This is a genomic window from Bacillus sp. JJ675 (assembly GCF_036963165.1).
In the GTDB taxonomy this organism is placed as follows: Bacteria; Bacillota; Bacilli; order Bacillales; family Bacillaceae; genus Bacillus; species Bacillus glycinifermentans.
Window position 1 is genome coordinate 22,128 of sequence record NZ_JBALMR010000022.1, and the last position, 25,825, is coordinate 47,952.

The 25,825-nt window shown below is 47.7% G+C and carries 22 protein-coding genes and 3 pseudogenes; 13 read left to right on the forward strand and 12 right to left on the reverse strand.

Annotation, left to right across the window (positions count from 1 at the left end; translation table 11 throughout):
* The first annotated feature begins 13 nt into the window (after positions 1 to 13).
* Complete coding sequence (gene kduD / locus V7126_RS06350) at positions 14 to 778, forward strand: 2-dehydro-3-deoxy-D-gluconate 5-dehydrogenase KduD (RefSeq protein ID WP_046130117.1); 765 nt, start codon at positions 14 to 16, stop codon at positions 776 to 778.
* Between the two features lie 47 nt (positions 779 to 825).
* Here the strand turns inward: kduD and V7126_RS06355 are convergent.
* Positions 826 to 1,957, reverse strand: a pseudogene (locus V7126_RS06355) (zinc-dependent alcohol dehydrogenase).
* 150 nt (positions 1,958 to 2,107) lie between these two features.
* Here V7126_RS06355 and V7126_RS06360 point away from each other — a divergent pair.
* Positions 2,108 to 2,254 (forward strand): hypothetical protein, encoded by a 147-nt coding sequence (locus V7126_RS06360; RefSeq protein ID WP_175075746.1) that lies wholly within the window; start codon positions 2,108 to 2,110, stop codon positions 2,252 to 2,254.
* Positions 2,255 to 2,278: 24 nt separating this feature from the next.
* On the opposite strand, the gene V7126_RS06365 is transcribed toward V7126_RS06360, so the two are convergent.
* Entirely contained in the window at positions 2,279 to 3,652 is a 1,374-nt protein-coding gene (locus V7126_RS06365; RefSeq protein WP_046130118.1) for a sugar porter family MFS transporter, read from the reverse strand.
* A gap of 303 nt (positions 3,653 to 3,955) precedes the next feature.
* Here V7126_RS06365 and V7126_RS06370 point away from each other — a divergent pair, with 303 nt between their 5' ends.
* Positions 3,956 to 4,912 carry an LCP family protein gene (locus V7126_RS06370; protein WP_046130119.1) on the forward strand — a complete coding sequence of 319 codons (957 nt, stop codon included), beginning with the start codon at positions 3,956 to 3,958 and terminating at the stop codon, positions 4,910 to 4,912.
* A 171-nt stretch (positions 4,913 to 5,083) separates the two neighbouring features.
* Complete coding sequence (locus V7126_RS06375) at positions 5,084 to 5,944, forward strand: Cof-type HAD-IIB family hydrolase (RefSeq protein WP_046130120.1); 861 nt, start codon at positions 5,084 to 5,086, stop codon at positions 5,942 to 5,944.
* A gap of 261 nt (positions 5,945 to 6,205) precedes the next feature.
* On the opposite strand, the gene V7126_RS06380 is transcribed toward V7126_RS06375, so the two are convergent.
* From V7126_RS06380 to pgsB, 5 genes are all read right to left on the reverse strand, one after another.
* A complete protein-coding gene (locus V7126_RS06380) occupies positions 6,206 to 7,426 on the reverse strand; it encodes a C40 family peptidase (protein WP_438823795.1) in 1,221 nt (406 codons plus the stop codon).
* Positions 7,427 to 7,850: 424 nt separating this feature from the next.
* Complete coding sequence (locus V7126_RS06385) at positions 7,851 to 8,018, reverse strand: hypothetical protein (RefSeq protein WP_099047078.1); 168 nt, start codon at positions 8,016 to 8,018, stop codon at positions 7,851 to 7,853.
* Positions 8,015 to 9,184 carry a CapA family protein gene (locus V7126_RS06390; protein ID WP_175075808.1) on the reverse strand — a complete coding sequence of 390 codons (1,170 nt, stop codon included), beginning with the start codon at positions 9,182 to 9,184 and terminating at the stop codon, positions 8,015 to 8,017. Before V7126_RS06390 ends, V7126_RS06385 begins: the two co-directional genes overlap by 4 nt.
* 19 nt (positions 9,185 to 9,203) lie before the next feature.
* Positions 9,204 to 9,653: a poly-gamma-glutamate biosynthesis protein PgsC gene (pgsC, locus tag V7126_RS06395; protein ID WP_046130123.1), complete on the reverse strand. Its 450-nt coding sequence runs from the start codon at positions 9,651 to 9,653 to the stop codon at positions 9,204 to 9,206.
* A gap of 15 nt (positions 9,654 to 9,668) precedes the next feature.
* Entirely contained in the window at positions 9,669 to 10,850 is a 1,182-nt protein-coding gene (gene pgsB, locus V7126_RS06400; protein ID WP_046130124.1) for a poly-gamma-glutamate synthase PgsB, read from the reverse strand.
* Between the two features lie 786 nt (positions 10,851 to 11,636).
* Between pgsB and V7126_RS06405 the strand changes: the two genes are divergently transcribed.
* From V7126_RS06405 to rbsB, 6 genes are read left to right on the forward strand one after another with little or no spacing between them, the layout of a single operon-like run.
* On the forward strand, positions 11,637 to 12,626 hold the full coding sequence (locus V7126_RS06405; RefSeq protein WP_175075809.1) for a LacI family DNA-binding transcriptional regulator: 990 nt from the start codon (positions 11,637 to 11,639) through the stop codon (positions 12,624 to 12,626).
* The gene (rbsK, locus tag V7126_RS06410; protein ID WP_175075810.1) at positions 12,619 to 13,500 is read left to right on the forward strand and encodes a ribokinase; all 882 of its coding nucleotides are present in this window, start codon (positions 12,619 to 12,621) and stop codon (positions 13,498 to 13,500) included. Before V7126_RS06405 ends, rbsK begins: the two co-directional genes overlap by 8 nt.
* On the forward strand, positions 13,497 to 13,892 hold the full coding sequence (gene rbsD, locus V7126_RS06415) for a D-ribose pyranase (protein WP_046130127.1): 396 nt from the start codon (positions 13,497 to 13,499) through the stop codon (positions 13,890 to 13,892). The genes rbsK and rbsD overlap by 4 nt, the downstream gene beginning before the upstream one ends.
* 20 nt (positions 13,893 to 13,912) lie before the next feature.
* Positions 13,913 to 15,394: a sugar ABC transporter ATP-binding protein gene (locus V7126_RS06420; protein ID WP_175075811.1), complete on the forward strand. Its 1,482-nt coding sequence runs from the start codon at positions 13,913 to 13,915 to the stop codon at positions 15,392 to 15,394.
* Position 15,395: 1 nt separating this feature from the next.
* Positions 15,396 to 16,364 (forward strand): ribose ABC transporter permease RbsC, encoded by a 969-nt coding sequence (rbsC, locus tag V7126_RS06425; RefSeq protein WP_175075812.1) that lies wholly within the window; start codon positions 15,396 to 15,398, stop codon positions 16,362 to 16,364.
* A 14-nt stretch (positions 16,365 to 16,378) separates the two neighbouring features.
* The gene (gene rbsB / locus V7126_RS06430) at positions 16,379 to 17,293 is read left to right on the forward strand and encodes a ribose ABC transporter substrate-binding protein RbsB (protein ID WP_046130130.1); all 915 of its coding nucleotides are present in this window, start codon (positions 16,379 to 16,381) and stop codon (positions 17,291 to 17,293) included.
* A gap of 53 nt (positions 17,294 to 17,346) precedes the next feature.
* Here the strand turns inward: rbsB and V7126_RS06435 are convergent.
* Positions 17,347 to 18,280 (reverse strand): annotated as a pseudogene (locus V7126_RS06435) (LysR family transcriptional regulator).
* A gap of 112 nt (positions 18,281 to 18,392) precedes the next feature.
* On the opposite strand from V7126_RS06435, the gene V7126_RS06440 reads away from it, so the two are divergent.
* Entirely contained in the window at positions 18,393 to 19,160 is a 768-nt protein-coding gene (locus V7126_RS06440) for a class I SAM-dependent methyltransferase (protein WP_082094067.1), read from the forward strand.
* A gap of 46 nt (positions 19,161 to 19,206) precedes the next feature.
* On the opposite strand, the gene budA is transcribed toward V7126_RS06440, so the two are convergent.
* Positions 19,207 to 19,971 (reverse strand): acetolactate decarboxylase, encoded by a 765-nt coding sequence (gene budA / locus V7126_RS06445; protein WP_175075813.1) that lies wholly within the window; start codon positions 19,969 to 19,971, stop codon positions 19,207 to 19,209.
* Between the two features lie 51 nt (positions 19,972 to 20,022).
* The gene (gene alsS, locus V7126_RS06450) at positions 20,023 to 21,741 is read right to left on the reverse strand and encodes an acetolactate synthase AlsS (RefSeq protein WP_175075814.1); all 1,719 of its coding nucleotides are present in this window, start codon (positions 21,739 to 21,741) and stop codon (positions 20,023 to 20,025) included.
* A gap of 160 nt (positions 21,742 to 21,901) precedes the next feature.
* On the opposite strand from alsS, the gene alsR reads away from it, so the two are divergent.
* On the forward strand, positions 21,902 to 22,786 hold the full coding sequence (gene alsR / locus V7126_RS06455; RefSeq protein ID WP_046130135.1) for an acetoin biosynthesis transcriptional regulator AlsR: 885 nt from the start codon (positions 21,902 to 21,904) through the stop codon (positions 22,784 to 22,786).
* 62 nt (positions 22,787 to 22,848) lie between these two features.
* On the opposite strand, the gene V7126_RS06460 is transcribed toward alsR, so the two are convergent.
* Positions 22,849 to 23,448 (reverse strand): nitroreductase family protein, encoded by a 600-nt coding sequence (locus V7126_RS06460; RefSeq protein WP_175075815.1) that lies wholly within the window; start codon positions 23,446 to 23,448, stop codon positions 22,849 to 22,851.
* 83 nt (positions 23,449 to 23,531) lie between these two features.
* Positions 23,532 to 25,110: pseudogene (ggt, locus tag V7126_RS06465) on the reverse strand (gamma-glutamyltransferase).
* 231 nt (positions 25,111 to 25,341) lie between these two features.
* Between ggt and V7126_RS06470 the strand changes: the two are divergent.
* Complete coding sequence (locus V7126_RS06470) at positions 25,342 to 25,818, forward strand: Lrp/AsnC family transcriptional regulator (RefSeq protein ID WP_046130136.1); 477 nt, start codon at positions 25,342 to 25,344, stop codon at positions 25,816 to 25,818.
* Positions 25,819 to 25,825 lie beyond the last annotated feature (7 nt).

The window sequence follows — 25,825 nt, forward strand, 5'->3', positions numbered from 1 at the left end:
GGACGTGAATCAGATGGGTTATCTTGAATCATATTTTTCTCTTGAAGGGAAAACCGCTCTTGTCACGGGCCCGGGCACAGGAATCGGCCAAGGCATCGCCGAGGCGCTTGCCAAAGCAGGCGCTGATATTATCGGCACAGCCCACACGAGCAGCCTCGATGAAACAAAGCGGCTCGTTGAAGAAGCCGGCAGATCGTTTGTTTCCTATCAGCTTGACATGGGGAATGTCGATGAAGTCGAAGCCTTCGCAAAAGAAGTGTCCGCCCGTCATCAAATCGATATTCTCGTCAACAACGCTGGGACGATCCGCAGAGAAAAAGCGGCCGAGTTTTCCCGCGAAAACTGGGAGACGGTCATCAATGTCAATTTGAACAGCCTGTTTACGCTCACACAGGCGGTCGGCAGGCAAATGATCGGGCGGAAGCAGGGGAAAATCATCAATATCGCTTCCCTCCTTTCGTTTCAGGGAGGCATTCTCGTTCCCGCTTATACGGCGAGCAAGCATGCTGTCGCTGGATTAACGAAGTCATTCGCAAACGAATGGGCCGCGCATAACGTTCAGGTGAATGCGATTGCTCCCGGTTATATTGCGACAAATAATACAAAGCAAATCCGCGAAGACGAAAACCGGAATGCCGAAATTTTAAAACGGATCCCGGCGGAGCGCTGGGGACGGCCCGCTGATATCGCAGGCGCGGCGGTGTTCCTCTCATCGCCTGCCTCCGATTATGTAAACGGGCATGTTTTAGCCGTCGACGGCGGATGGCTTGCGAGATAAAAGTTGAAGGCTGCCCGGCGAACGCCGGCAGCCTTCAGTGCGTCAGCTTATGGTTTTAACACCACTTTGATGCAGTCATCCTCATGATCGTTGAACAAATGATAGGCGCGGCTCGCTTCCTCAAGCGGAAGCCTGTGCGTAATGATTTCTTTCGGGTCAAATTCCCCGGCTTCGATTCCGAAAAATGTCCGGCATTAAATGGATTACTGGCGCCTGCCCCATTTTCAGCGTCACATTTCTGGCGAAAAAGGCGCCGAGCGGGAACATGTTATAGTTGCTTCCATACACTCCGGTGATTTGCACCGTGCCGCATTTTCTGACCGCCTTCGTGGAAATCTGAATCGGTCCGAGCGTTCCGCCCTGAAGCTTTAATTTTTGCTCTATATACTCAAGCGGCGATTTTTTTCCGTCCATGCCGACACAGTCAATGACGACGTCTGCGCCGCCTTTTGTGATTTCCTTCAGGTGCTCTCCCATATCGGGATATTCCGTAAAATCAAACACCTCTACATTGTTCAAAGCTTTGGCCTGTTTTAAACGGTAGTCCAGGTAGTCGACGGCGATAACCCGCTTCGCGCCCTCCATCCAGGCGAATTTCTGCGCCATCAGGCCGACCGGTCCGCAGCCGAGGACGATGACGGTATCCCCTTTTTTAACGCCTGCGTGAAGCACGCTCCAATAGGCGGTCGGCAGGACATCGGATAAAAACAGGAGGGACTCATCCTCAAGCTCGCACGATTCGGGAATGACAAACGGCGTAAAATTGCCAAACGGCACCTTCAAATATTCGGCCTGTCCGCCGGGATGGTTGCCGAATTTCTCCGAATATCCTAAATATCCGCCCGAATCATAATGCGGGTTGGAATTGTCGCATTGGCTTTCGAGTTTATTTTCACAATAGTAGCAATGCCCGCAGGCAACCGTAAACGGTATGACGACCCTGTCGCCTTTTTTTACTTTGGTCACGTCAGGTCCCGTTTCTTCTACGATGCCCATCGGCTCGTGCCCGAGCTGAAACCCTCTCGGAAGCGGAAAATTCCCCTGATAAAGGTGCAGATCAGACCCGCAAATCGCAGTAGATGTAATCCTGACGACGATATCGTCCTTTTTCTCAATTTTGGCGTCCTCCACCCGGCTGACCTCAATATGCTGAGGCCCCTGAAAAGTTACTGCTTTCACTCGTCGAACACTCCCATTATATTGAAGTACCTATAGTTTTGGATAAAACGCCGATCTTATTCACTTAAACAAACGTTTGATTAAAAAACGAATGATCGGGAGCATCCATTCATACATAAAATAAACGGACGTTTTGCGGGAGGTGCAGCCATGCTGCCAGAAATATTGGTCGGCGGAATGTTTGTGTTCATCGTTTTCTTTTTGGTTTTCCGGGGGATCAAATCAGGGCATTTGCCCCGATTTGACGATTCGCAGGAAGAGGACGCCCCTGAAGAAAAAAACGACAAACCGCAGTAAAAAGGATGGCGGCATCCATCCTTTTTACTGCTCCGCTGCCCGGCTTTCGGCTTTCAAGCTGCTGCCGTGCTTTTCCTTTAAATCCTGTTCTATTTCTTCAAGGCTCTTTCCCTTTGTCTCCGTTACTTTGAAAAAGACGAACAGGAATGCAGCAATCCCGATTGCAGCATAGCAAAGGAACAAATAGCTGATGCCCATTACTTCAAGGAGCGGCGGGAAGCTTAGCGTCACGATGAGGTTTCCGGCGTGGAGCATGAACGTCGATACCCCCGTTCCGATTCCCCTGACGTGAAGCGGGAACAGTTCGGGGAGCATCACCCAGACAATGGGCCCCCAGCTGACAGCAAACACCACGATGAAGACGCCCAAGCAAATAACCGTCGTCCATGCCGCTCCGGTGGTATCGCCAAAATAGATGTTGGCTGCTGACAGCACGATCAGGCTGATGACCATCCCCGCATTTCCGAACAGCAAAAGCGGCTTTCTGCCGATCCGGTCGATCATGCGGATCGCCACAAGCGTCATCAGTACGTTAACCGTCCCGATGCCGACCGTTCCTAAAATAGCGGCTGAATCTTCAAAACCGACATTTGTAAACGTTTTTGGAGCATAGTAAATAATCGTATTCGTCCCGATGAATTGCTGAAGAAATGCGAGGCCGAGACCTGCAATCAAAGCCGGGCGAACCCATGGCTCAAAAAGTTCTTTCACCCCCCCTTTATCCTGCTCTTCCGCATTCTTGATCTCAGTTACCTCCTGCTCGACCCTCTTTTCGCCTCTCATCTTGTTCAGAACCGCTCTCGCTTTTTCCTCTTTCCCCTTTGCGAGCAGCCAGCGCGGGCTCTCAGGCATGAAAAAGATGCCGATCAGAAGAGCGATTGACGGTACAAGCCCCAAACCGAGCATCCAGCGCCATGCCCCAGCATCGCTAAACGCATAATTAATCAAATAAGAAATGAGAATCCCGATCGTAATCATCAACTGATTCAGCGAAGAAAGAGCGCCTCTTGACTCCTTCGGCGCCAGCTCTGAAAGATACAGGGGAACGATCGTTGTCGAACAGCCGACAGCAAGTCCGAGCACGATTCTAAAGGCCACCATATATTCCATCGTTGGCGCTAGCGCCGTACCCAGTCCGCCGATGCAAAACAGGACGGCCGCAGACATGATCGCCTTCCTTCTTCCGAAGCGGTCTGTCAGCTTTCCTGAAAAACCGGAACCGAACATCGCTCCGATTAAAATCGAGCTGACGACAAGCCCTTCTGAAAATGCGTTCAGTCCAAGTTCCTTTTTCATAAACAGGATCGCTCCGGAAATGACGCCAGTGTCATAACCGTAAAGAACCCCTCCCAATGCTCCGAAAAAATAGAGCCATCTATTCGGCCTATTTTTACTCATGAATGAACTCCTCCTCTTTTCAACAAGAGTGCTGATGTCTTTATGAATCTTTTACCTTATCTCTAATTCTTCAAACATCAAAAGTAAATTCCATTAAAAGGAATCTAATTAAATGAAACATTTTTATGTTTTTGACGTCCTATTATAGGTGTCAAAAATAAATAGAAGCAAAACGCCGAATCCCCGCGCCCGGAAACTTGATATATGGTAAAATCTAATACTGGGAAACAAGTATTTTTATAAAAATTTGAACTTATTCAACAATAATGGTACGTTTCAATAAATAGAAGAGGAGATTACAAAATGTCACGATCGCAACGAACGAAGAAAAGAAAACTGAGAAAATGGGTCAAATACTCATTGTTCTTGATCGCTTTAATTGTGACGGCTACAGTAGCTGCAGGCGGTTACGCCTACTATAAAGTCGCCAGCGCATCAAAAGAGGCGCATATCGACCTCGCTAGGGGAAGCCAATCCGTTAAACGGATTAAAGAATTCAATCCGGCCAAAGATAATTTTACAGTCCTCCTGATGGGAAATGACGCACGACCTGGCCAGGATATGAATAAAGAGCGAAGCGATGCCATGATTCTCGCTACTTTCAACCGAAAAGACAAGTCGGTAAAACTGCTGAGCATTCCACGGGATTCCTATGTGAATATCCCCGGGCACGGATTGGATAAAATTACGCACGCCCACTCGCTTGGCGGCCGGGATCTCAGTGTGGAAACCGTTGAGAATTTGCTTGATGTACCAGTGGATTATGTAGTGGATATCAATTTTACCGCCTTCGAAGAAATTATCGATGAGCTGGGCGGCGTTCCGGTTACGATTAAAAATGAATATATCGTCAAACAAATTACAAAAGATACAAAAGGCAAAGTCAATCTCACAACCGGTTCTCAGACTTTGAACGGCGAAGAAGCCCTGGCTTATGTCAGAACGAGAAAAGCGGATACCGACTTAATGCGCGGGCAGCGGCAGATGGAAGTGATAAAGGCGATCATCAGCAAATCCAAATCGATTACTTCCATTCCTGCATATGACGATATCCTTGACACACTTGGAAAAAATGTTTCGATGAACTTGTCACTAAATGACGCGATCGGATTGATTCCGTTTATTTCATCGATCCAATCAGTTGATTCCCTTCAGTTGAAAGGAAGCGATTATCAGCCGGGGGATATCTATTATTTCAAGCTTGATCAAACAACCCTCGCCGAAATCAAACAGGAATTAAAGCAGCAATTAGGCTCATAATACGAAAAAGGATGATCTGGCATCATCCTTTTTCTGCTTTATATCCTCACGATTTACTATTGAAAAAAATGAAATTTAGGTTTAGCCTTTTTACATAACAGATTTTTAGAAAGTTGTTTTTTTGCCTCTGAAAAACAGAAATTCGCTCTTACAGGAGGTCATATTTACATAATGAGGTTAATTGCAATCGATTTAGACGGAACCCTTTTAAACGCCGAAAGCAAAATTTCCGCTGAAAACCGTGCCGCTATCAAAAAGGCGCTTGTCTCAGACTGCATCGTAGCGATCTGCACAGGAAGGGCAACGTTTGACGTGAAAGCGCTGCTCAACGGTTTGGACATTCCGATTATCGCAGCAAACGGGGGAACGGTTCACGATTTTAACTATAAACTGCTCAGCCGGACCTTGATGGATCGGGAAGCCGGGCAGAAAACCGCCAAATATTTGACAGAACAGGATATTTATTTTGAAGTATATACGGATGATGCCCTTTTATCGCCGTTTGACGGCAAACAAAAACTCGAAGCCGAGCTTGATATTGTCGCAAGCGCCAATCCGGATGAAGACAGGGACACGCTGTGGCAGGGAGCGCTGACACAGTTCAAACAATTCGGGATCAAGCCGGTTCCCGATATTCGCAAAGTATTTGAAAGCGATGAAAACATTTATAAGCTGCTTTGCTTTTCGTTTGATACGGAGAAACTCAAAAAAGCAAAAGCTGATTTGTCGGCAAATCCGAAGCTCGGACTCACTTCATCAGGAAAGCATATTATCGAAATTCTCCCCGCCGAATCAGGCAAAGGCCGGGCCCTCAGAGAATTTGCGAAACACTACGGTATTGAGAAACAGGATATTTATGCAATCGGCGACAGTCCGAACGATTTATCAATGTTTGAAGAGGCCGGCCACCGAATCGCGATGGGAAATGCGATCGATGAGTTAAAACATATGAGCACGTTTATTACGAAAAGCAATGACGAAAATGGCGTCGCTTATTTTATCAATAAGCTGCTGGAAAACGAATATCATTAAAAAACAGATTGATGACAACATCCTAAAAAGGTTTAAAGTTTTAGGATGTTGTCATCTTTTCCGTACGGCCCTAAACCTCTGCAGTCTAGGAAGACCGAGCATCGGACTTTCACAAGACGTAATGACGACGGTATTCGGATAGGGCGTCCTTGCACTTCGTGGTGACGGAAGCCGTTTCCTCGACGTTTCGGTGAGCACCGGCTTGTAAGGTCTGGCAGCGAATGCGAGGGTTTGTCACACCGCTTGATGCTTCAAGCGGTTTTATTGAATTCTGATGCTTCCAACGTATTTATCCTTCCAATACGAGCTCGTCTCCATATCGGCGGTCGTCACGCCAGAAGACAGGGTGACCAAGGCGACTTGGCCGTTTCCGATGTAAATCGAAGGAATAAGGGTCGTCGTTCCTTTGAAGAACACGATATCTCCTGCCTGAAGCTCTCTTTTTTTAATGCTTGCGCCTGCTTTGTACTGCTTATCGGCATAGCGCGGAAGGTCGATGCCTGCTGCCGTTTTATAAACATACTGGATAAACCCGGCTGTATCAAAACCGTGCTTAGGCGTTGTACCGCCTTTTTTGTAAGGGACTTCGCCAATATACTTGATCGCTTCAGATACGATCGGATTTTTCGGGAGCGACAGATTGTCAAATCGGCGAATACCCGTAAATTTCTTTTGCCAGTATGAAGCAGACAAGTAAGAGATCGTCACTTTATCCGAGCGGCTCGCATGGATGAACCTGCCGCCGCCGGCATAAATACCGTTGTGTGATATGCCTGGCTTGTACGTGTTGCTGAAGAAGATGACATCTCCCGGCTGTATATCCTCCAATTTCACTTTTTTGCCGACTGCCCATTGCTGTTCGGCCGATCTCGGCAAATATACGCCGAGCGTCTCTCTAAACACATATTGGGTCAGGCCGGAACAATCAAATCCGATATCAGGGAACGCACTTCCAAACACATAAGGAACTCCAATGGAATCGAGGGCTTTTTGAACGACGGGATCATTGGATATTTTCGGCTCTTTCGTAATTCTTCTCGCCTGTTGATAGGCCGAACTCCAATAGGTGCTGCCTTCAAGTTTTGTAATGGAGATTCCGCCTGTTTTCGTGCTGTGAATGATTTGATCTTGTCCTAAATAAATGGCGACATGCGTCGGACCGTCTGCTTCAAGGGCAGCGTTTTTGAAAAAGACAAGGTCGCCTTTCTCAAGGTCTTTCCGATCCACCTTTGTCCCTAGCTTCGCCTGCTCCTTTACCGTTCTCGGAAGCGAGACATCAAGCGCTTTTTGAAACACGTACTGCACAAAGCCTGACGGATCAAAACCTTCCTTAGGCGAAGCGCCGCCATAAGCGTATTTTGTTCCTTCGAGTTTTTTTGCCGTTTCTGCAATATATTCGCCTTTCTCCTGAGCCTTGGCGACTTTGCCGCCATGCCAAAATGGAAGCATTAAAAACGCTGCCATCCCGATAAATAAGAGCATCCGTTTGTACGCAGTTATTTTCTCCAATTGATCTTTTCCTCCTCTTTTTCTCTATCATCGTCGGTTTTACTGGGATATTTAAGGGCTGGGCTGATTCAATATATCGTTTGAAGCGTGAGAAGAAATGGCAGGCAACGAATGATCTTGCATTTCAAAACATCTGAGGGATATGATGCAGCAGGTGATAGACATGAGGTGTTTGTTTCATCCCGATCGGCCGTTTTCAACAAATCCGGGTATCATTCGCAGTTTCTTCTTTGACCGGGCTTTTACCCCTTAAAAGAATACAATAAACGCCGGCTGTTACCAACACCAAAATCCTCCTGAATTTTTATAAAACTTTTTTCCCTGATTGATTATGAAATTTGTCGCTGGTTCAGAAAAAAAGACTGCCGAGATGCTCTCGAACAGTCTTAGGGATTACTTATTGCTCAGCGCCTGTTGTGTTGTCCTGCTGACGCACTTTCTGCATTTCCGTTGAAATCTTTGCTTTTTCATCGTTTGACAATTCATCAGTGTATTTAAAAGCGGACATGAAGGAAATGATCAGAACGAGTCCTACAAACGGCCATAGCGCTTTAACAAATTTCATTTGTTCGTCACTCCGTTTTCGTTATTTTTCAGTTTGTCGGTATGATCGACTTCAAACGTTAATTTTCCGTTTTCCTCTTTCCAATCCAGGTTTGTCCCTTTTGTCAATTGGCGGAAAATCGCTTCCCGCTTCATGAAATCGCTCTTGCCCAACGGCGACGGCGTTGCTTCGCGAATATTGAGAGGCGTGACCTCGAAACGGCCTTTGCCGTCGTTCATTAAATGGTATTGAACAAGCGCGCTGTCGCGAGTTCTTGACCATCCCTGGTCAAAGACGAAGTTTCCAAGGCTGTAAAAAATAACTGTGCCTTTATACACTTCAATCGGTTCAAGAACGTGCGGGTGAGCGCCGATGATAATGTCGGCTCCCGCATCGGCGATCGCTTTTGCCAAATCTTTCTGCCTGTCGTTCGGTTCGTTGTCATACTCCTGACCCCAGTGAACATGCACGATGACGAGATCGGCTTTTTTGGACGCTTCCGCAATCATCGGAATGAAAATTTTCGGGCTTAACGGCAATACTCCGCCTCTGTCCTTTTTCGCTGTGAAATTTTTCGTGTAGGTGTCTGTAAATCCGAGCGTGGCAATGGTTTCACCGTTCACATTCTGATAAGATACATGCTGCTTCGCATCATCGAGGTTTTTGCCTGCGCCCACGATGTCCAGATTCTCTTCTGTGAACTTATTAAGCGTATCATCCAAACCGTTTTGCCCGTAATCCATCGCATGGTTGTTGGCGAAATTCAGCACATTGAAATTCATTTTTTTCAAGGTTTCCACAGACTCCAGATTGGTTTGAAGGTGAATGTTCTTTTCTGCGGGCTGGTAGTCTTTTTTATTGGTTGCCGGGTTTTCAAAGTTCCCTGTTATATAATCTGACACATCAAAGTATGGCTTCACATGTTTAAAGACACTTTCCGAACCGTGCAGATTCGTCACTTTTTCTACATTTCTGCCCATCATGATATCGCCGACAAAGGTTGCCGTCAGTTTAGCGTCCGTTTGCTTCGCGACTTGTGGAGGAGTTTTGGCGCTTCCAATCCAGGTGAAGACAAACATGAGACAAAATATTACAGGCAATGCGATAAGAACGTGTTTATTCGTTTTCTTTTTCTCCTGCTTTGTCAATTTCAGCAGCTTTTCCTGAAAGTTCAGTTGTTTTTTCATCGTTTTGACACACCTAACTTTAGATTAGATAGTAAGCATACATAATGACGAATGTTGCTCCGCTTAACAAAAGCGTACTTCCGAGCGTAATGGTCAGCCCTTGTCTTTGGATCGTATTGGCTATTAATCCCGGAACGATGATACCGATTCCCCTGAATTCCGCAATCTCAAACGGCATGGCCGGGTAGATGAAATCAAATCCGATTTTAAGAAGAATACCTGTAATCAGCATGGCCGCAAATTTTCTGCGTCCGTACAAAATCATGATCTTTGAAAGTCCGAATTTTACGATCACATATGTCAAGAGACTGACAAAAAGGACGAGCAGCATGAAAATCGGCTGATTGAACACAAGCCCCAAATAACCCGGTACGACAAGTCCCGCCGGTACAATTCCCGTTTTTTCTGCAAATATTAGACTGAGTAAAACTCCTAATATGAGGGCGATATATAAATCTGATCCAAACATTTTGTTCTCTTCCTCCTAGCTAACGAGCTGTTTAATCTTGTAATCTTGAATTTTTTCGATGAGAGGCTCCGCTGCCCCGTGAATATTGCCGATTCCGTAAATGACGCGGCCCTCTAATTTATTTTTCAGCATGAACATAATTTCTTCTGTCGTTTTGTGCTCCAAATCAAACAGCTTGTCCGCAGGAATTTTGCCCGCTTCATACGCTTTGACGATCGGCTCTGTCGTTTCCCCAATCAGCACAAGTTCACTTGCCTCAATATAAGGAAGAACATCATCTGCAAACTGCTGTGTCCTGTCTACCCGGTCGGCGCGGCAGTTCATAATGATGATCGGCTGATCCGTCGGGTAGCCTATTTCCTTCACGCGCTTCCAAATGTTCAGCGTGGAAGCTGCGTCATTTGCCGCAAAACCGTTGACGAAATGGCCAGGGTTTTTGGCGTTCATCAGCGGCAGCACCCTCATCGCTCCCGGATCAGGCGGCGCATTCAACATGCCTTTAAAGGCTGTTTCTTCATCAATTCCCAATGCTTGCGCAACCCCGAGAGCAAGCGACGCATTATCCGGGAACACCATATACTCAAACTGGCGGAGATAATCATCCGTTATTTTCGAGTTATCTGCGATGATGACTTTCGTATTCCGTTTTTCAGCTACTTCTTTAAAGAAATCCGTGTAAGGGCTATCCGTAATAACCAAATGGCCGTTATAAGGAATCGTTGCCGTAAACGCTTCTGCGATTTCATCCAAAGTCGGTCCCATGACATCCATGTGATCTTCAAGAACGTTTACAATTACCCCGATATTAGCCTGAAGCAATTCTTCCTGAAAGATGATTTGGTAATCAGGGTTAACGGCCATACACTCGCTGACGATCGCATTGGCTCCCCTTTCCACCGTCTCTTTCATGACTTCCTTTTGTTCACCGATATTCGGCCCTTGAGGCTTTCTTTTAATCGGCTTTTCTTCCGGTGTGTCCCAATAAATCATCCTTGCATCAGTCCCGGTTGTTTTTCCAACTGTTTTGTAACCTGCTTCGATTAATATCCCTGTTGTTAACCTTGTCACCGTGGACTTTCCGCGTATCCCGTTGATGTTTACCCGGACCGGCAGTGCATCGATGTTTTGCTGATGGCGCCTCTTTTCATAAATGCCGATCCCAACAACGACCACACAGGCTAATAGCATTACCCACATTGTTTGTCTACATCTCCTTCTTGGAATCTGATTGTAAATTCATTCATCAGTATATAGGTTCAATATGAAATCACAATCGGCATTATGTAACAGAAAACGACTTTATTTTTTGTGACAAAGATCATCTCACTTACGTTACTAATACCTACCCTCATATTGATAATTTTGGAAATCGACAGTTCTTATCTCTCACTTATTTTTCAACACATTTCGATGTATGCGTTTTCAAAATTACTCACATTTCGTTTTGTACGTTTATCCCTATTTTCTGAGAAAGGCTGAAAGATGGACTGGCAATGAATCTTTAAACGTCCGAAATCCGCTTATCATAGGGAAAACACCGGTGTTTCCGTTTATTTTTTAATCGGCATACAGTTAAAAAAGTCACCATTTCTGACTGATAAAGAAAAATCCGTCCTATGACACAAAGACTATATCTAAAAAACGCTCATTTCCTTTCTTCAATGAACGGGATTGATTAACAAAACCAAACAATTTGTGAGCCGATCGATTCACCTCGTTTTATCGTTTTTTAGGTTATAATCCTAGGTTTTAAACGGCTCTTAAATTTTTTGATCTATATTTCATCAAACTTTAACATTTTTAATTTTTCTTACTATTCTATTGTTTATGAATTCGACATATTTATGATCCCGTCCCTATATTTTTCTTTCATATATCATTGCTTTGCAGAAATACAGTCTGGCAGTTTTTTTCATTGTCAATTCTTCAAGCTCGTGATACTCTTTGTGTAAACGGTTACATAAAGAGGGGGTGAAGTCTTCGTTGGCCACGATTAAGGATGTCGCACTCGCCGCTAAAGTATCCGTCGCTACGGTTTCCCGCGTTCTAAATGAGTCCGGATACGTCCATGAAGAGACGAAAACCCGGGTTCTAAAAGCGATGGAAGAACTGAATTATCACCCGAATGAAGTAGCCAGATCCCTCTATAAAAGGGAATCGCGGCTGGTCGGGCTGCTGCTTCCCGACATTACAAACCCGTTTTTTCCGCAGCTGGCCAGAGGCGTCGAAGATGAGATTCATCAGCATGGCTTTCGTCTTATCTTCGGAAACAGCGATGAAGATCTTGAAAAAGAGCTCGACTATTTGCAGACATTTAAACAAAATCACGTCGTGGGCGTGATTTCAGCGACAAATCATCCAGATGCGCCAAATTACAAAGATTCATCAATGCCGATCGTCTTTCTGGACAGAACGGGTGCGCATGCGCCGTCTGTTTTTGCGGACGGCAGAGAAGGCGGCCAGATCGCCGCTTCAGAAATCATAAAACGACACTCGAAGCGAATCACTCTTATGAAAGGGCCGGGCCATTTGCAGACGGCAAGAGACCGGTTTAACGGGGCCCTCGATATATTAGGCGAAGCCGACGTCGATTTTCATGTCATGGCGACCGAGACGTTTTCTTTTCAGGAAGCACAGCAGCGGGCTGCCGAGCTGTTTTCCCTATATCCCGGAACAGACGGTATTGTCGCAAGCAATGACATTGTGGCAACGGCCGTTCTGCACGAAGCATTAAAACGGAAGATCAAAGTTCCGGAGGATCTGCAAATTATCGGCTTTGACGATATTCCGCAAAGCGAATTGCTGTTTCCTCCCCTGTCCACGATCAGACAGCCCGCTTATGAGATGGGAAAAGAAGCGGCAAAATTGCTGCTTTCGGTCATGAAAAACGAATATATTGGACAATCGGCTGTGCAAATGCCGGTGACTTTTATTGAAAGACAAACGACGAGAAAGGCGGATGACAATGAGTAAAATATGCGTAATCGGCAGCTCTTCAATGGATTTGGTCGTGACGTCCAAAAAACGTCCGAAAGCCGGGGAAACGGTGCTTGGCGATTCATTTCAGACCGTTCCCGGGGGAAAGGGCGCAAACCAGGCGGTCGCTGCGGCGAGATTGGGCGCAGACGTGTACATGATCGGCTGCGTAGGCGATGACCATTACGGGAAAGCGATCCTGGACAATTTAAAAGCGAACGGTGTTTTGACAGACTATGTGGAACCGGTTACAGGTACAGAAAGCGGCACAGCCCACATCGTACTTGCAGAAGGAGACAACAGCATCATCGTTGTCAAAGGAGCAAACGACCATATAACGCCCGACTATGTCAAACAGGCGCTCCCGGCGGTTCAGCAGGCGGATATCGTGCTGATCCAGCAGGAAATTCCGGAGGACACCGTCGATTATGTCAGCGGGCTGTGCAAATCGCTTAGCATCCCTCTGCTGCTTAACCCGGCGCCGGCCCGGCCTCTCAGACCGGAAACGATCGAAAATGCGGCGTACATGACGCCGAATGAACACGAAGCATCGATTTTGTTTCAAGGCCTTTCCCGTGAAGAAGCGCTAAAACGGTTCCCGTGCAAACTGTTCATCACAGAAGGCAAAAACGGCGTCCGCTATCACAATGGGACCGAGGAACGGCTCATCCCTTCATTTCCGGTTGAACCAGTTGATACAACAGGCGCCGGAGACACCTTCAATGCCGGACTTGCCGTCGCTCTTTCAGAAGGTAAGGATATCGAAGCAGCCCTGCGTTTTGCCAACCGTGCAGCATCCCTGTCCGTATTACAATTCGGGGCACAAGGCGGAATGCCAAAACGGGCCGAAGTGGAGCGGGCGCTGTCATGAAAAAACACGGCATATTAAACAGCCATATCGCCAAAGTGCTCGCCGACCTCGGGCATACCGACACCATCGTCATCGCAGACGCCGGTTTGCCCGTTCCGCCCGGGGTTCTGAAAATCGATTTGGCTCTGACACTGGGAACCCCCGGCTTTCAAGACGTCGCAAAGCTGATTGCCGGAGAAATGGCAGTCGAAAAAGTAACCGCGGCTGAAGAAATTAAAACAGGCAATCCGGAGCAGAACGCATTTTTACACGGACACTTTGCAAAGCAGACGATTGAATATATGTCACACGAGGCATTTAAAGAAGCGACAAAGCAGGCAAAAGCCGTGATCCGTACCGGGGAAGCAACCCCTTATGCAAACTGCATATTGCATGCCGGGGTGATTTTTTAAATAGAAGGAAGGTGCAGCAGGTGTATATCGAAATGAAGGACATCTATAAAGCATTTGGTCAAAACCGGGTGTTAACAGGCGTTTCCTTCGAGCTTCACGAAGGCGAAGTCCATGCCTTGATGGGAGAAAACGGCGCCGGAAAATCAACATTGATGAATCTATTAACAGGCCTTCACAAGCTTGACAGCGGAACGATCAAAATCAACGGCAGAGAAACCTATTTTTCCGGTCCGAAAGAAGCTGAACAACACGGCATTGCCTTTATCCATCAAGAGCTGAATATTTGGCCTGACATGACCGTATTGGAAAATCTGTATATCGGCCGGGAACTGTCTTCAAAACTCGGATTTTTAAACAGCAAGAAAATGAAAGCGCTAGCAAAAGAGCAATTTGAAAAACTCGGAGTCTCCATTTCTCTTGAAAAAGAAGCCGGGCTCTGTTCGGTGGGCCAGCAGCAAATGATAGAAATCGCCAAAGCGCTGATGACCGATGCAAAGGTGATCATCATGGACGAACCGACCGCGGCCCTGACCGACCGGGAAATCAACAAATTGTTTGCCGTTATCGAATCGTTAAAGAAAAACGGCGTTTCCATCGTTTATATTTCCCATCGCATGGAAGAAATTTTTGCGATTTGCGACAGGATTACGGTGATGCGCGACGGAAATACGGTCGATACGAAAAACATTTCCGATACCGATTTTCATGAAGTCGTCAAAAAGATGGTCGGCCGGGAGCTCACAGAGCGCTATCCTGAGCGGAATCCAAAGCCCGGCCGAATCGTTCTTGAGGTCAGGGGCGCAACGAAAAAAGGATTATTCGAAAATATCAGCTTTCACGTCCGCGCCGGTGAAATCGTCGGCGTCTCCGGGCTGATGGGCGCGGGCCGCATGGAAATCATGAGAGCGATCTTCGGCCTCGATCCGCTCGATGCGGGCGCCATTTTGATCGACGGCAAAAAAGCGGTGATCAAAACGCCGAGCGATGCGGTGCAAAAAGGCATCGGCCTGATTACCGAAAACCGGAAGGACGAAGGGCTTGTGCTTGACGCATCGATTCGGGAAAACATCGCACTGCCGAATCTTGCAAGCTTTTCCCCTAAAGGATGGATCGATCACAAAAGCGAACAGCAATTCGTCGACCTTTTGATCAAGCGGCTTATGATCAAAACGGATTCTTCGGAAACGCCGGTCGGCAGCCTTTCAGGCGGAAACCAGCAAAAAGCGGTGATCGCCAAATGGATCGGCATCGGGCCGAAAGTGCTGATCCTGGATGAGCCGACACGGGGCGTCGATGTCGGGGCAAAACGGGAAATTTATCAGCTGATGAATGAGCTGACAGACCGCGGCGTCGCGATCTTAATGGTCTCCTCCGAGCTTCCCGAGATTCTCGGCATGAGCGACCGCGTGCTTGTCATCCGCGAAGGAAGCTTAAGCGGAGAACTATCGCGGCAAGACGCCACACAAGAACGGATTATGACACTCGCTACAGGAGGGCTGTAACATGAACACTCAACCCGCAAAAGAAATGGGAAAAAACGTGTATCTCGACTCTATTTTGCAAAAGCTCGGTGCGTTTCTCGGCCTCATCATTCTTGTTGTTATCGTATCGCTGTTAAACCCGGGCTTTTTAGAACCATTAAATATTTTAAACCTGTTAAGACAGGTCGCCATTAATGCTTTGATTGCGTTCGGTATGACTTTTGTTATTCTGACCGGGGGGATCGACCTGTCCGTCGGAGCAATTCTCGCCCTTTCAAGCGCTTTAATCGCAGGGATGATCACGGGCGGAATCGACCCGATACTCGCGGTCGTCATCGGCTGTCTGATCGGGGCATTGCTCGGCATGGTAAACGGACTTTTGATCACGAAGGGGAAAATGGCTCCATTTATCGCAACGCTGGCGACAATGACGATTTTCCGCGGCCTCACGATGGTGTATACGGACGGAAATCCGATTACGGGGCTCGGTAACCACTACGGCTTTCAGCTATTCGGACGCGGATACTTTTTAGGCATCCCCGTCCCCGCCGTCACGATGGCAGCCGCCTTTATCCTGCTTTGGGCCATCCTTCACAAGACGCCGTTCGGCCGCCGCACATATGCGATCGGCGGCAATGAAAAAGCGGCGCTCATTTCAGGCATCAAGGTATCCCGCATCAAGATCATGATCTATTCTCTCGCAGGCCTTTTATCTGCATTAGCGGGCGCCATTTTGACGTCGCGCCTCAATTCGGCGCAGCCGACGGCAGGGACCTCTTATGAGCTGGACGCCATCGCCGCGGTCGTATTGGGCGGAACAAGCCTTGCCGGAGGAAGGGGAAGAATCGCCGGCACGTTGATCGGCGTGCTGATCATCGGGACATTAAACAACGGCTTGAACCTGCTCGGCGTTTCTTCGTTTTTCCAAATGGTCGTCAAAGGGATCGTCATCTTGATCGCAGTTTTGCTTGACCGCAAGAAATCCGCATAAGGGGGACACGATTCATGAAAAAATTGCTAACGGTAGTTACGGCGCTGGCGCTGCTTTTCCTGTCAGCCTGTTCATTGGAGCCGCCTGAGTGGGCGAAGCCCAAAAAAGAAAACGGAAAAGAAATCAAAATCGGTTTATCTGTCTCAACGCTGAAAAACCCGTTTTTCGTATCGTTAAAAAACGGCGTTGTGAATGAAGCGAAAAAACGCGGCATCAAAGTGATCGTCGTTGACGCCCAGGACGATTCGGCAAAACAGACAAACGATGTCGAGGACCTTCTTCAGCAAGGCGTTGACGCGCTGCTGATTAATCCGGCCGATTCATCGGCGATTTCCACCGCCGTCCAATCGGCAAATTCGCTCGGCATCCCGGTCGTTACCCTTGACAGATCTGCCGAAAAAGGAAAAGTTGAAACCCTTGTGGCTTCAGATAATGTCAAGGGCGGACAAATGGCGGCCGATTACATCGTTGAACGGCTCGGCAAAAGCGCAAAAGTCGCCGAGCTCGAGGGCGTTCCGGGCGCGTCTGCTACGCGGGAACGGGGTTCAGGCTTTCACAAAACAGCCGACCAAAAGCTCGATGTCATCGCAAGGCAAACGGCCGACTTTGACCGCACAAAGGGATTAAACGTCATGGAGAACCTCCTGCAGGGAAATCCTGATATTCAAGCCGTATTCGCCCACAATGACGAAATGGCGCTCGGTGCGATCGAAGCGATCAGAAGCTCGGGGAAAGACATTCTCGTCGTTGGATTTGACGGAAATGAAGATGCGATTAAAGCGGTCAAAACGGGAGAAATGGCGGCAACGATCGCCCAGCAGCCTGAATTGATCGGAAAGCTTGCCGTCCAGGCGGCGCAAGATATTCTGAACGGCAAAAAAGTCGATAAAACCATACCTGCTCCGCTAAAGCTGGAAAAATCAAAATGATTCTCGGGTAACCCGCCAGGCGGCCTGCGGAGCGAAACGGCTAGACCTCTTGATCACAAGAGGTCTTTTTTCAAGCTGTTTTGCGCCGTCTCCATAAAAGCTTGTGCGGCGAGACTGACATAACAGCTTTCCGAATAAGCAAACACAATCGTTCGGGTCGGTGCAGATTGCAAAGGGACATAGACGAGACGCGGAGACGATTTCCTCATCACCATTTGCGGGACAATCGTGACGCCCATTCCGTTTTCAACGAGGGACTGTGCGGTTTCAATGCTGCTCGTTTTGAATGTGACCTTTGGTTTGAACCCTGCTTTTGCGCACAAATCAAGCACCGTTCTGCGGAAACCGTATCCCTCTTTTAATAAAATAAACGGCACATCCTCGGCAGCTTGCAAGGAAACGGCTCTTTTTTCGGTCTCTCTCCGAACAGAATAAATGAACGACTGCATCTGTTCAGTCATCCAGCTCTGCTTTTCAAACGGAACGGCGAGAAAAAGCGGCTCCGTCAATATCGGAACGGTAACGAGCCGTTCATTATCGATGGGCAGCGGCAAAATCGCCAAATCAATTTCGCCTTTTTCCGTCATTTGTTCTAATGCTGCAGGTGATTCTTCTATCAGCTGAACGCGCACGCCCGGATGTTTTTCAAAAAACGTCTTCAATAGCGGAGGCAAAAGGTGCCCTCCCGTTACCGCAGGTACACCGATCGACAGCCCCGTACCCATCCCCTGGCGCTGATCCTGCATTTCGCGCAGCAGATCGTCTCTTGCCCGCAATATGTCCTGGGCTCTTTGAATAAACCTCATTCCTTGCGGAGTGGGTGACACGGCTCCCCTTTTTCGATAACAAAGGAAAACCGAGCTCGCCCTCCAGTTTTTTGATCTGCTGGCTCAGCGATGGCTGGGCGATGTGGAGGCTGTCAGCCGCCTTCGTAAAGCTGCCTTTTTTATATATTTCCGCCGTGTATTCAAAAAGCCTCATATCCATGGCCGCACCTCCATAGTTTCAGACTATTGTATTCATACATTTTATATCTTGGACTGATAGATGTCGATGTCGTTACGATAAATCTATAACCATTTTAAGGAGGATGATGGTTATGAAAACGAGAGCACAACAGCAATTTTCGAAAAACGCTGAGCAATACCGTGATGAACCGCTGTTTTCAGCAGGAAAGGATCTTGAAGCAATGGTAAAAAGCGTGCCGCTTGCAGGAGATGAAGCCCTGCTTGACGTCGGAGCGGGAGCGGGGCATACAGCGATTGCATTTTCGCCCTTCGTCATGCAGTGCACAGGCATCGATGTTACTGAGGAAATGGTCAAGACCGCTGCCCTTTATGCGAAAGAAAAAAACGCCTGCAATGTGACGTTTCTTCAAGGAGATGCGGAAAAGCTCGATTTCCCGGACGCTTCTTTTGATATCGTCACATGCCGGTTTGCGGCTCATCATTTCCCTGACATCAGCCGGGCGATGTCAGAAATCGCCCGCGTATTAAAGCAGGGGGGCAACTTTATCCTCGTGGACCATCACGCACCTGAAGACAAGGCCCTCGACCAGTTTATCAATCGGCTCAATCGGATGAGAGACCCGTCGCACGTCCGGGAATATTCGCTGGCCGAATGGAACAAATGGTTTGAAGAAAACGGCCTGGATTATATGGAACAGGGAAGGTGGAACATCCCCATTGAATACGACAACTGGATTCACCGGGGAGCGGTACCTGAGGAAAAAAGGCCGGACATTGCCGCCCATTTGACCGGATCATCACAAGCATGCCGCGATGAATTCCAAATTGTCCTGGCCGAAAACGGCCATCCGCTTTCATTCTGCCTTAAAGGGGTGTTGATTTTAGGAAAGAAGCGGTAATGGCTGAAAAAAAGCCCTCTTTTTTCGGAAAGAGGGCTTCACTTCATTATTGCTCCGGATTTCCTTCCGTCGCTTCAATGCCTGCCACAAGATCGTGGCTTGCTAAATCAGCTTTAAAGAAATCCTTCGTATTCGGCAATCTGAGGTTCATATTCAGTTTTTGCGAAATCTGAACCGTACATTTTTCGATTTCATAATCAAATACATGTCCGCCGCCATTGCGATCTTCATCAATAAAATGAAGGTGGAAGCCTGATACGGCGATGCCGTGGGCAAACTGAGGCGTCCAAAAACCGACGATCGTGCCTTTGATGTCGTCAAAATCGAAGATCGGCTGGGATTTCACCGCTTCGACCATCGGCACGTACGGTTTTTCCTGCAATTCCACCGTTCTCGTTTTTACTTTTTTAAAGACGCCGTCCATGCGGATCGCGTAAAACAGGTTTTCGCTCGGCATGATCTTCTTCATCTCTTTTTCAAACTCTTCGAGCGTCATTCGCTGATTGATCTCATGGTAAATGTCCGGACGGAAGAACGTCAGCGAACAAAAAGGAGAACAGTCCGTTTCTTGAACGGGATAGGCTTTTCCATCTGAACGGAGACGGTAAAACTCGCCGTCAAACCCGATCAGTTCCCCGTCGAGCTGATTAAACGTGCCGATCCCGAAGTCGCCGTGCTCTTTTATTTCCGACATGTAAAAGTCCCCGTCATAAATACCGTCCAATAGGGAAACCATCGTTGAGACCTGATAGACCTGGTCAAGATTTTTATCGATGGATTGAATGACTTTCTGCTTGCTTATACTTTTCATTTTCCTCTTTTCACTCCCTTGATTTTAATATGATGACTGAACGTGCTGTGATCAAGATTGCTTAGAGGTTTCTTTTTTTAATTGTTCCTCAAACGCTTTAGGGAAACGTTGGTCTGCCAAATGAATGTTGTCGCTGTAATCGACAGGAATATCAATGACGACAGGACCCTCTGCATCAAGACCCTGCTGAAGCACTTCTTTCAATTCTTCCGGCGAATTAACCCTTAAGCCTTTTGCTCCAAAGCTTTCAGCGTATTTTACAATATCTATATTGCCAAAGTCGACTCCGGAAGTCCGGTTGTATTTCATTTCCTGCTGGAACGCCACCATGTCATATGCGCTGTCATTCCATACAAGGTGTACGATCGGAGCTTTTAATCTGACCGCTGTTTCCAATTCCATCGCCGAGAACAGGAAGCCGCCGTCTCCTGAAACGGATACGATTTTTTGTCCCGGGTTTACAATAGATGCTGCAATCGCCCAAGGCAAAGCGACGCCGAGCGTCTGCATGCCGTTTGAAATCAGCAGGCCAAGCGGACGGTAGCATCGGAAATATCTAGACATCCAAATGGCATGAGAGCCAATATCGCATGTCACCGTGACATCATCGCTCACCAAATTGCGCAAATCGTGAATGATTTGCAGCGGATGCACGCGGTCTGATTGCTTCTCTTTAGGGGGCTCGCTTTGTTCCTTCAATGCTTTGCTTAACTGATGTAGCACAGGCACGAGCGATTTGTCGATTGAGACAGGAAGCGAATCGTGTTCAATATGGTCCAAAGTCGCTGCGATATCCCCGATTAGTTCGATGTCCGGCTGATAATCGTGATCGATTTCCGCTTGAATTTCATCTAGGTGAATAATGCTTCGTTCGCCTTTTTTATTCCACAATACCGGATCGTATTCAATCGGATCGTACCCGACCGTCAAGACGACATCCGCTTTTTCCAATAAAATATCTCCGGGCTGATTGCAGAATAATCCAATTCGTCCGAAGTATTGGTCTTCCAAATCATGAGCAAGCGTTCCCGCTGCCTGATACGTTTCGACAAACGGAAGCTTCACTTTTCTCAGCAGACGGCGGACAGCTTCTATTGCTTCAGGTCTTCCGCCTTTCATTCCGACAAGCACGACAGGAAGGTTTGCATTTTGAATTTTGGCGATGGCCGCACTGATGAGTTCATCCGGAGCTGCGCCCAGTTTCGGCGCAGGCAAGGTTCCTACCGGTTTAGCGGTAGCCGGACCGGCTGTTACGTCCTGCGGAAAGCTGAGAAAGGCTGCGCCGGCCTGTCCAGAAGCTGCCGCTCTGAACGCATTTGTTACGGCTTCAGGAATATTGTTAGGATCTTCAACTTCTGCGCTGTATTTCGTAATCGGCTGAAATAACGCCGCATTATCCATTGATTGATGGGTCTTTTTAAGACGATCCGCTCTCTTTACAGCACCAGCAAGAGCAACAACCGGATCTCCTTCTGTATTGGCTGTTACAAGACCGGTAGCTAAATTAGAAGCTCCCGGACCTGAGGTCACCAGGCAAACACCGGGCTTTCCAGTCAATCGTCCGACTGCCGCCGCCATAAATGCTGCATTTTGCTCGTGACGGCATACGATCAATTCAGGCCCTTTGTCTTTCAACACGTCAAATACCGCATCGATTTTTGCTCCCGGAATACCGAAAACATGAGTGACACCCTGCTGAATGAGACTATCCACCACAAGCTCTGCTCCTCTTACCGTAAGAGTTTCATTTTCAGCGGCTACTTTTTTCAAAGCCCTCACTCCTCCATTTTCATTCATTTACAATGAATTTTTAATAAAATTATTGTATTATTAAATATACATCTTGTGGAAATTGTTTTCCAATACTTCTTTGTCTTACAATTAATATGTAAAACGACTGAAATCGCATTCAGAAAGGAATGAGTGAAAAATGGAGCTGCGCCACCTTCGTTATTTTATGGTTGTAGCCGAAGAGCTGCATTTCGGAAAAGCAGCTCTTCGGCTGAAAATGACTCAGCCTCCGCTCAGCCAGCAGATTAAGCAGCTAGAAAGTGAGATTGGCGTCACCTTGCTGAAGAGGTCAAAAAGAGCCGTCAAGCTGACGGCGGCAGGCGGCGTTTTTTTAAAGCAGATAAAAGAAGGCCTGTCCCAGATCGATCAGGCGGTTGACATGGCCCAGCGGACCGCCCGGGGTGAACTCGGCAGGCTCGTGATCGGCTTTGTCGGCTCGGCGACATACGAAATTATGCCGCCGATCATCAGGGAGTACCGCAGACAATTCCCTTCAGTCAACATTGAATTGCGGGAGCTGTCGACCCCAAACCAAATCGAAGCCTTATTAAACGGACACATCGACATCGGCGTTTTGCACCCTCCGTTAGGAAACGATGAACTGAAGTCATACACAGTGAAGAAAAGCCATTGCGTACTCGCGCTTCCTAAATACCACCCGCTTACTAAAAAATCCCGGATTTATCTGCGTGATCTTGAAGACGAGTCACTGATTGCGATCGACAAATCAGCATGGCCTTCTTTATACACTGACTTCATTTTTTCGTGCGAGCAGGCCGGCTTCGTTCCCAACATCGCCCAGGAAGCGACCGAATATCAAATGGTGATCGGCCTCGTATCTGCCGGAATGGGGGTTGCGGTCGTGCCGACGGCGGCCAAACGGCTGTTTAACCTTGATGTGGTCTACAGGGAAATCGATGACCTTTCGCTTCGGGCAGAATGGGTCACCGCCCACAGAAAGGACAACCGCAATCCGGCTTTGCAGCATTTTATAGAAGTTTCGAATGAGGTTTCAACATCATAGACTGGTAGAATATGCAGCAAAATACCCAATGAACGGCCGTTCATTGGGTATTTTTGTTCCTTTTATTTATGGATTTTCACGCGTTCTGAAATCGGCGCGAAATCTTTTTCTCCAGGCTCTGCTACTGGATGGCCGAACGGCATTTGCGCGATCAGCTTCCAGCTTTCAGGGATGTTCCATTCTTTTTTGACTTCCTCATCAACGAGCGGGTTGTAGTGCTGCAAAGTAGCTCCGAGACCTTCGCTCTCCAAAGCGGTCCATACGACAAGCTGGAGCATGCCAGAAGACTGCTCAGACCAGATTGGGAAATTGTCTTTATACAATGCAAATTGTTCTTGAAGTCCTTTAATGACGTTTTGATCTTCGAAAAACAGAACCGTGCCGTAGCCGCTGCCGAAAGCGTTCATTTTTTCTTCCGTGCTTGCAAATTGATCGGCAGGAACGATTTTTCGCAGCGTTTCGGTTGTGATTTCCCAAAACTTATCATGCTGCCCGCCCAATAGAACAACGGCCCTTGAGCTTTGCGAATTGAATGATGACGGGGTGTGGTTGACGGCAAACTCGACGATTTCCCGAATTTTGTCGTCCGATACCTTTACATCTTTAGAGATTCCATAAATTGAACGCCTTTCTTTAATCGCGGTGTAAAAATCTTTAGCCAACGTTTTCGCCTCCCAAATTATCTCGATTTCGAGATAATTATAGCTCGTGGAAAAAATTGTGTCAAAAGATTTGTTTCGAACATTTACTTTCCTATCGCTGCCCCGTCGCAGCGCGGATCAGTTCCCCCCCCTCGGGAAGCCTTGATCATCGATTTGGATCGCTGCCGCATGTCCCATCACGCCGTCAAAATCATCGACAACGGTGACCAGATGCCCCCGCTCTTTCAGCTTTTGAATCACTTCTTCGTCCACCCTGTTTTCGATTCTCACGCCTGCGACATAATCTCCCCACGTTCTGCCCCACAACCATCTCGGCTCATTGATAGCCGTTTGCGGGTCCATTCCGTAATCGATCATTCTCGTCAAAAGAGCGGTTTGGGTTTGCGGCTGCCCTTCCCCTCCCTGTGTCCCGTAAAGGATTTTCGGTCTGCCGCCTTTGCACGCCATGGCCGGCATCAATGTATGGAACGTTCTTTTTCCGGGCTCCAGTCTGTTGACATGCCCGGGGTCAAGAGAGAAAAACGATCCTCTGTTTTGCAGAATGATTCCCGTTTCGCCCGCCGTCACGCCTGATCCGAATTCAAAATAGAGGCTTTGAATAAAAGACACAGCATTTCCTTCTTCGTCTGCAACCGCTGCATATGCCGTATCGCTGCCGACCAGCGGGCTTGCAAGCGGCTTCGCTTCATCGCCGATATTCTCCGCGATATCTCTCGCGTACTCCTTGTCAAGCAAACGTTCGAGCGGCACCGGCGAAAAATCGGGATCTGTCAGAACCTCGTTGCGGTCGGCAAAGCTTCGCTTTAATGCTTCGATCAAGAGATGATAGTATTCAAAGGTACCATGGGGGATTTTCGTAAAATCATAGTGTTCCAGGATGTTCAGCGTCATGAGCCCTGCAAACCCTTGGGAATTAGGCGGCATTTTATAGACGTCATACCCTCTGTATGAGGAAGAAAGCGGTGTGACCCATTCCCCTTTATGGCGCATGAAATCTTCCAGTGTGAGCAATCCTCCGTTGTTTTGCAAATAACCGGCTATCGATTGGGCGATTTCCCCTTTATAAAATGCGTTTTTTCCTTTTTCCGCAAGAAGGGCTAACGTCCCGGCCAGCTCTTTTTGCACAAAGCGTTCACCTTCGGCGGGAGGCCTTCCGCCCGGAAGAAAAATGTCTGATGTCACCGGGATTCCGGAAAGCCATTCGGCATGTTTTTCGGTGGTCCGGCATTGATCCGTCGAGGCGGGGAACCCCTCTTCAGCGTACGCGATCGCCGGCTCAAGCACCTCTTTCAGCGTTAAACGACCGTAAGTTTTCAAAACTTCGTCCCAGCTGTCAGCCATGCCCGGAACCGTAATTGCGCTCAAAACGCCTCTCTCCGGGATGACAGGCTCCCCTTTGTAGCATTCGCGGGTCACCCGCATGCCCGATCTTCCGCTGCCGTTGAAACCCGTTACCTCTCCGCTCTCCGAACGGTACATCAGCCAAAAAGAATCCCCGCCGAGTCCCGTCATATGGGGATAGACGACCGCGAGGCAAGCGCTGACGCAAACGGCTGCATCAAACGCGTTTCCCCCTTTTTCCAGCATCCGGTGTCCGGCAAGCGACGCGAGATAATGGGGACTGACGACCATCTGTTTCGTTCCGATTCTTAATTTCTCCATATTCCTTCCTTTCTGTTAAAACGTCTGTTTTTCTTTTGAAGTATATCGGCCGGAATCTCCAGGTTCTACCTCCGCGGAAGAAAACCTTCCAATCATTTTTCATAAAGTTGAATAAAATCGATAAAACCATTCATACCGAAATCCAATATATGATACAATTTACAAAACGTTTTTCAAAAAACAAAAAAGATTGCGATACGATGAAAGACGATATGAAAGGAAGGTACGTGTATGAGTCTTGATTACCATATGCCAAATTTAGTTCTTGATGAAACAGATAAAAAAATTCTATCGATTCTCCATGAGGAAGGAAGGATTTCTTATACTGATCTGGGGAAGCGTGTAGGTCTGTCGCGGGTTGCCGTTCAAACGAGGATCAACAATTTGATGGAAGAAGGCATCATCGAAAAGTTCACCGCCGTGATCAACCCAGTGAAGGTCGGAATTCCCGTATCGGTCTTTTTTAATGTAGAAGTCGAGCCCAAATATTTAGAGGCCGTTGCCGCTGCGCTCGAAAAGGAACCTGCCGTCACAAGCCTCTATCATATGACCGGGCCGAGCAAGCTCCATATGCACGGAATCTTTGCCAATGATCACGAAATGGAGGAATTCCTGACAAAGCGCCTCTACCCTTTGGAAGGCGTCGTCAGCGTGGACTGCCAGATGCTGATCAAGCGCTATAAGAGCCGCATGGGAATGAAGCTGTAAAAAGGAG

Coding starts and splice junctions, on each gene's coding strand:
- V7126_RS06440 (WP_082094067.1), top strand. CDS start 18,393: ATGAAAACGAGAGCACAACAGCAATTTTCGAAAAACGCTGAGCAATAC.
- budA (WP_175075813.1), bottom strand. CDS start 19,971: ATGAAAAGTATAAGCAAGCAGAAAGTCATTCAATCCATCGATAAAAAT.
- V7126_RS06390 (WP_175075808.1), bottom strand. CDS start 9,184: ATGAAAAAACAACTGAACTTTCAGGAAAAGCTGCTGAAATTGACAAAG.
- rbsD (WP_046130127.1), top strand. CDS start 13,497: ATGAAAAAACACGGCATATTAAACAGCCATATCGCCAAAGTGCTCGCC.
- V7126_RS06380 (WP_438823795.1), bottom strand. CDS start 7,426: ATGCTCTTATTTATCGGGATGGCAGCGTTTTTAATGCTTCCATTTTGG.
- rbsB (WP_046130130.1), top strand. CDS start 16,379: ATGAAAAAATTGCTAACGGTAGTTACGGCGCTGGCGCTGCTTTTCCTG.
- rbsK (WP_175075810.1), top strand. CDS start 12,619: ATGAGTAAAATATGCGTAATCGGCAGCTCTTCAATGGATTTGGTCGTG.
- V7126_RS06360 (WP_175075746.1), top strand. CDS start 2,108: ATGCTGCCAGAAATATTGGTCGGCGGAATGTTTGTGTTCATCGTTTTC.
- V7126_RS06370 (WP_046130119.1), top strand. CDS start 3,956: ATGTCACGATCGCAACGAACGAAGAAAAGAAAACTGAGAAAATGGGTC.
- pgsB (WP_046130124.1), bottom strand. CDS start 10,850: ATGTGGGTAATGCTATTAGCCTGTGTGGTCGTTGTTGGGATCGGCATT.
- rbsC (WP_175075812.1), top strand. CDS start 15,396: ATGAACACTCAACCCGCAAAAGAAATGGGAAAAAACGTGTATCTCGAC.
- V7126_RS06470 (WP_046130136.1), top strand. CDS start 25,342: ATGAGTCTTGATTACCATATGCCAAATTTAGTTCTTGATGAAACAGAT.
- V7126_RS06375 (WP_046130120.1), top strand. CDS start 5,084: ATGAGGTTAATTGCAATCGATTTAGACGGAACCCTTTTAAACGCCGAA.
- alsR (WP_046130135.1), top strand. CDS start 21,902: ATGGAGCTGCGCCACCTTCGTTATTTTATGGTTGTAGCCGAAGAGCTG.
- pgsC (WP_046130123.1), bottom strand. CDS start 9,653: ATGTTTGGATCAGATTTATATATCGCCCTCATATTAGGAGTTTTACTC.
- kduD (WP_046130117.1), top strand. CDS start 14: ATGGGTTATCTTGAATCATATTTTTCTCTTGAAGGGAAAACCGCTCTT.
- V7126_RS06385 (WP_099047078.1), bottom strand. CDS start 8,018: ATGAAATTTGTTAAAGCGCTATGGCCGTTTGTAGGACTCGTTCTGATC.
- V7126_RS06365 (WP_046130118.1), bottom strand. CDS start 3,652: ATGAGTAAAAATAGGCCGAATAGATGGCTCTATTTTTTCGGAGCATTG.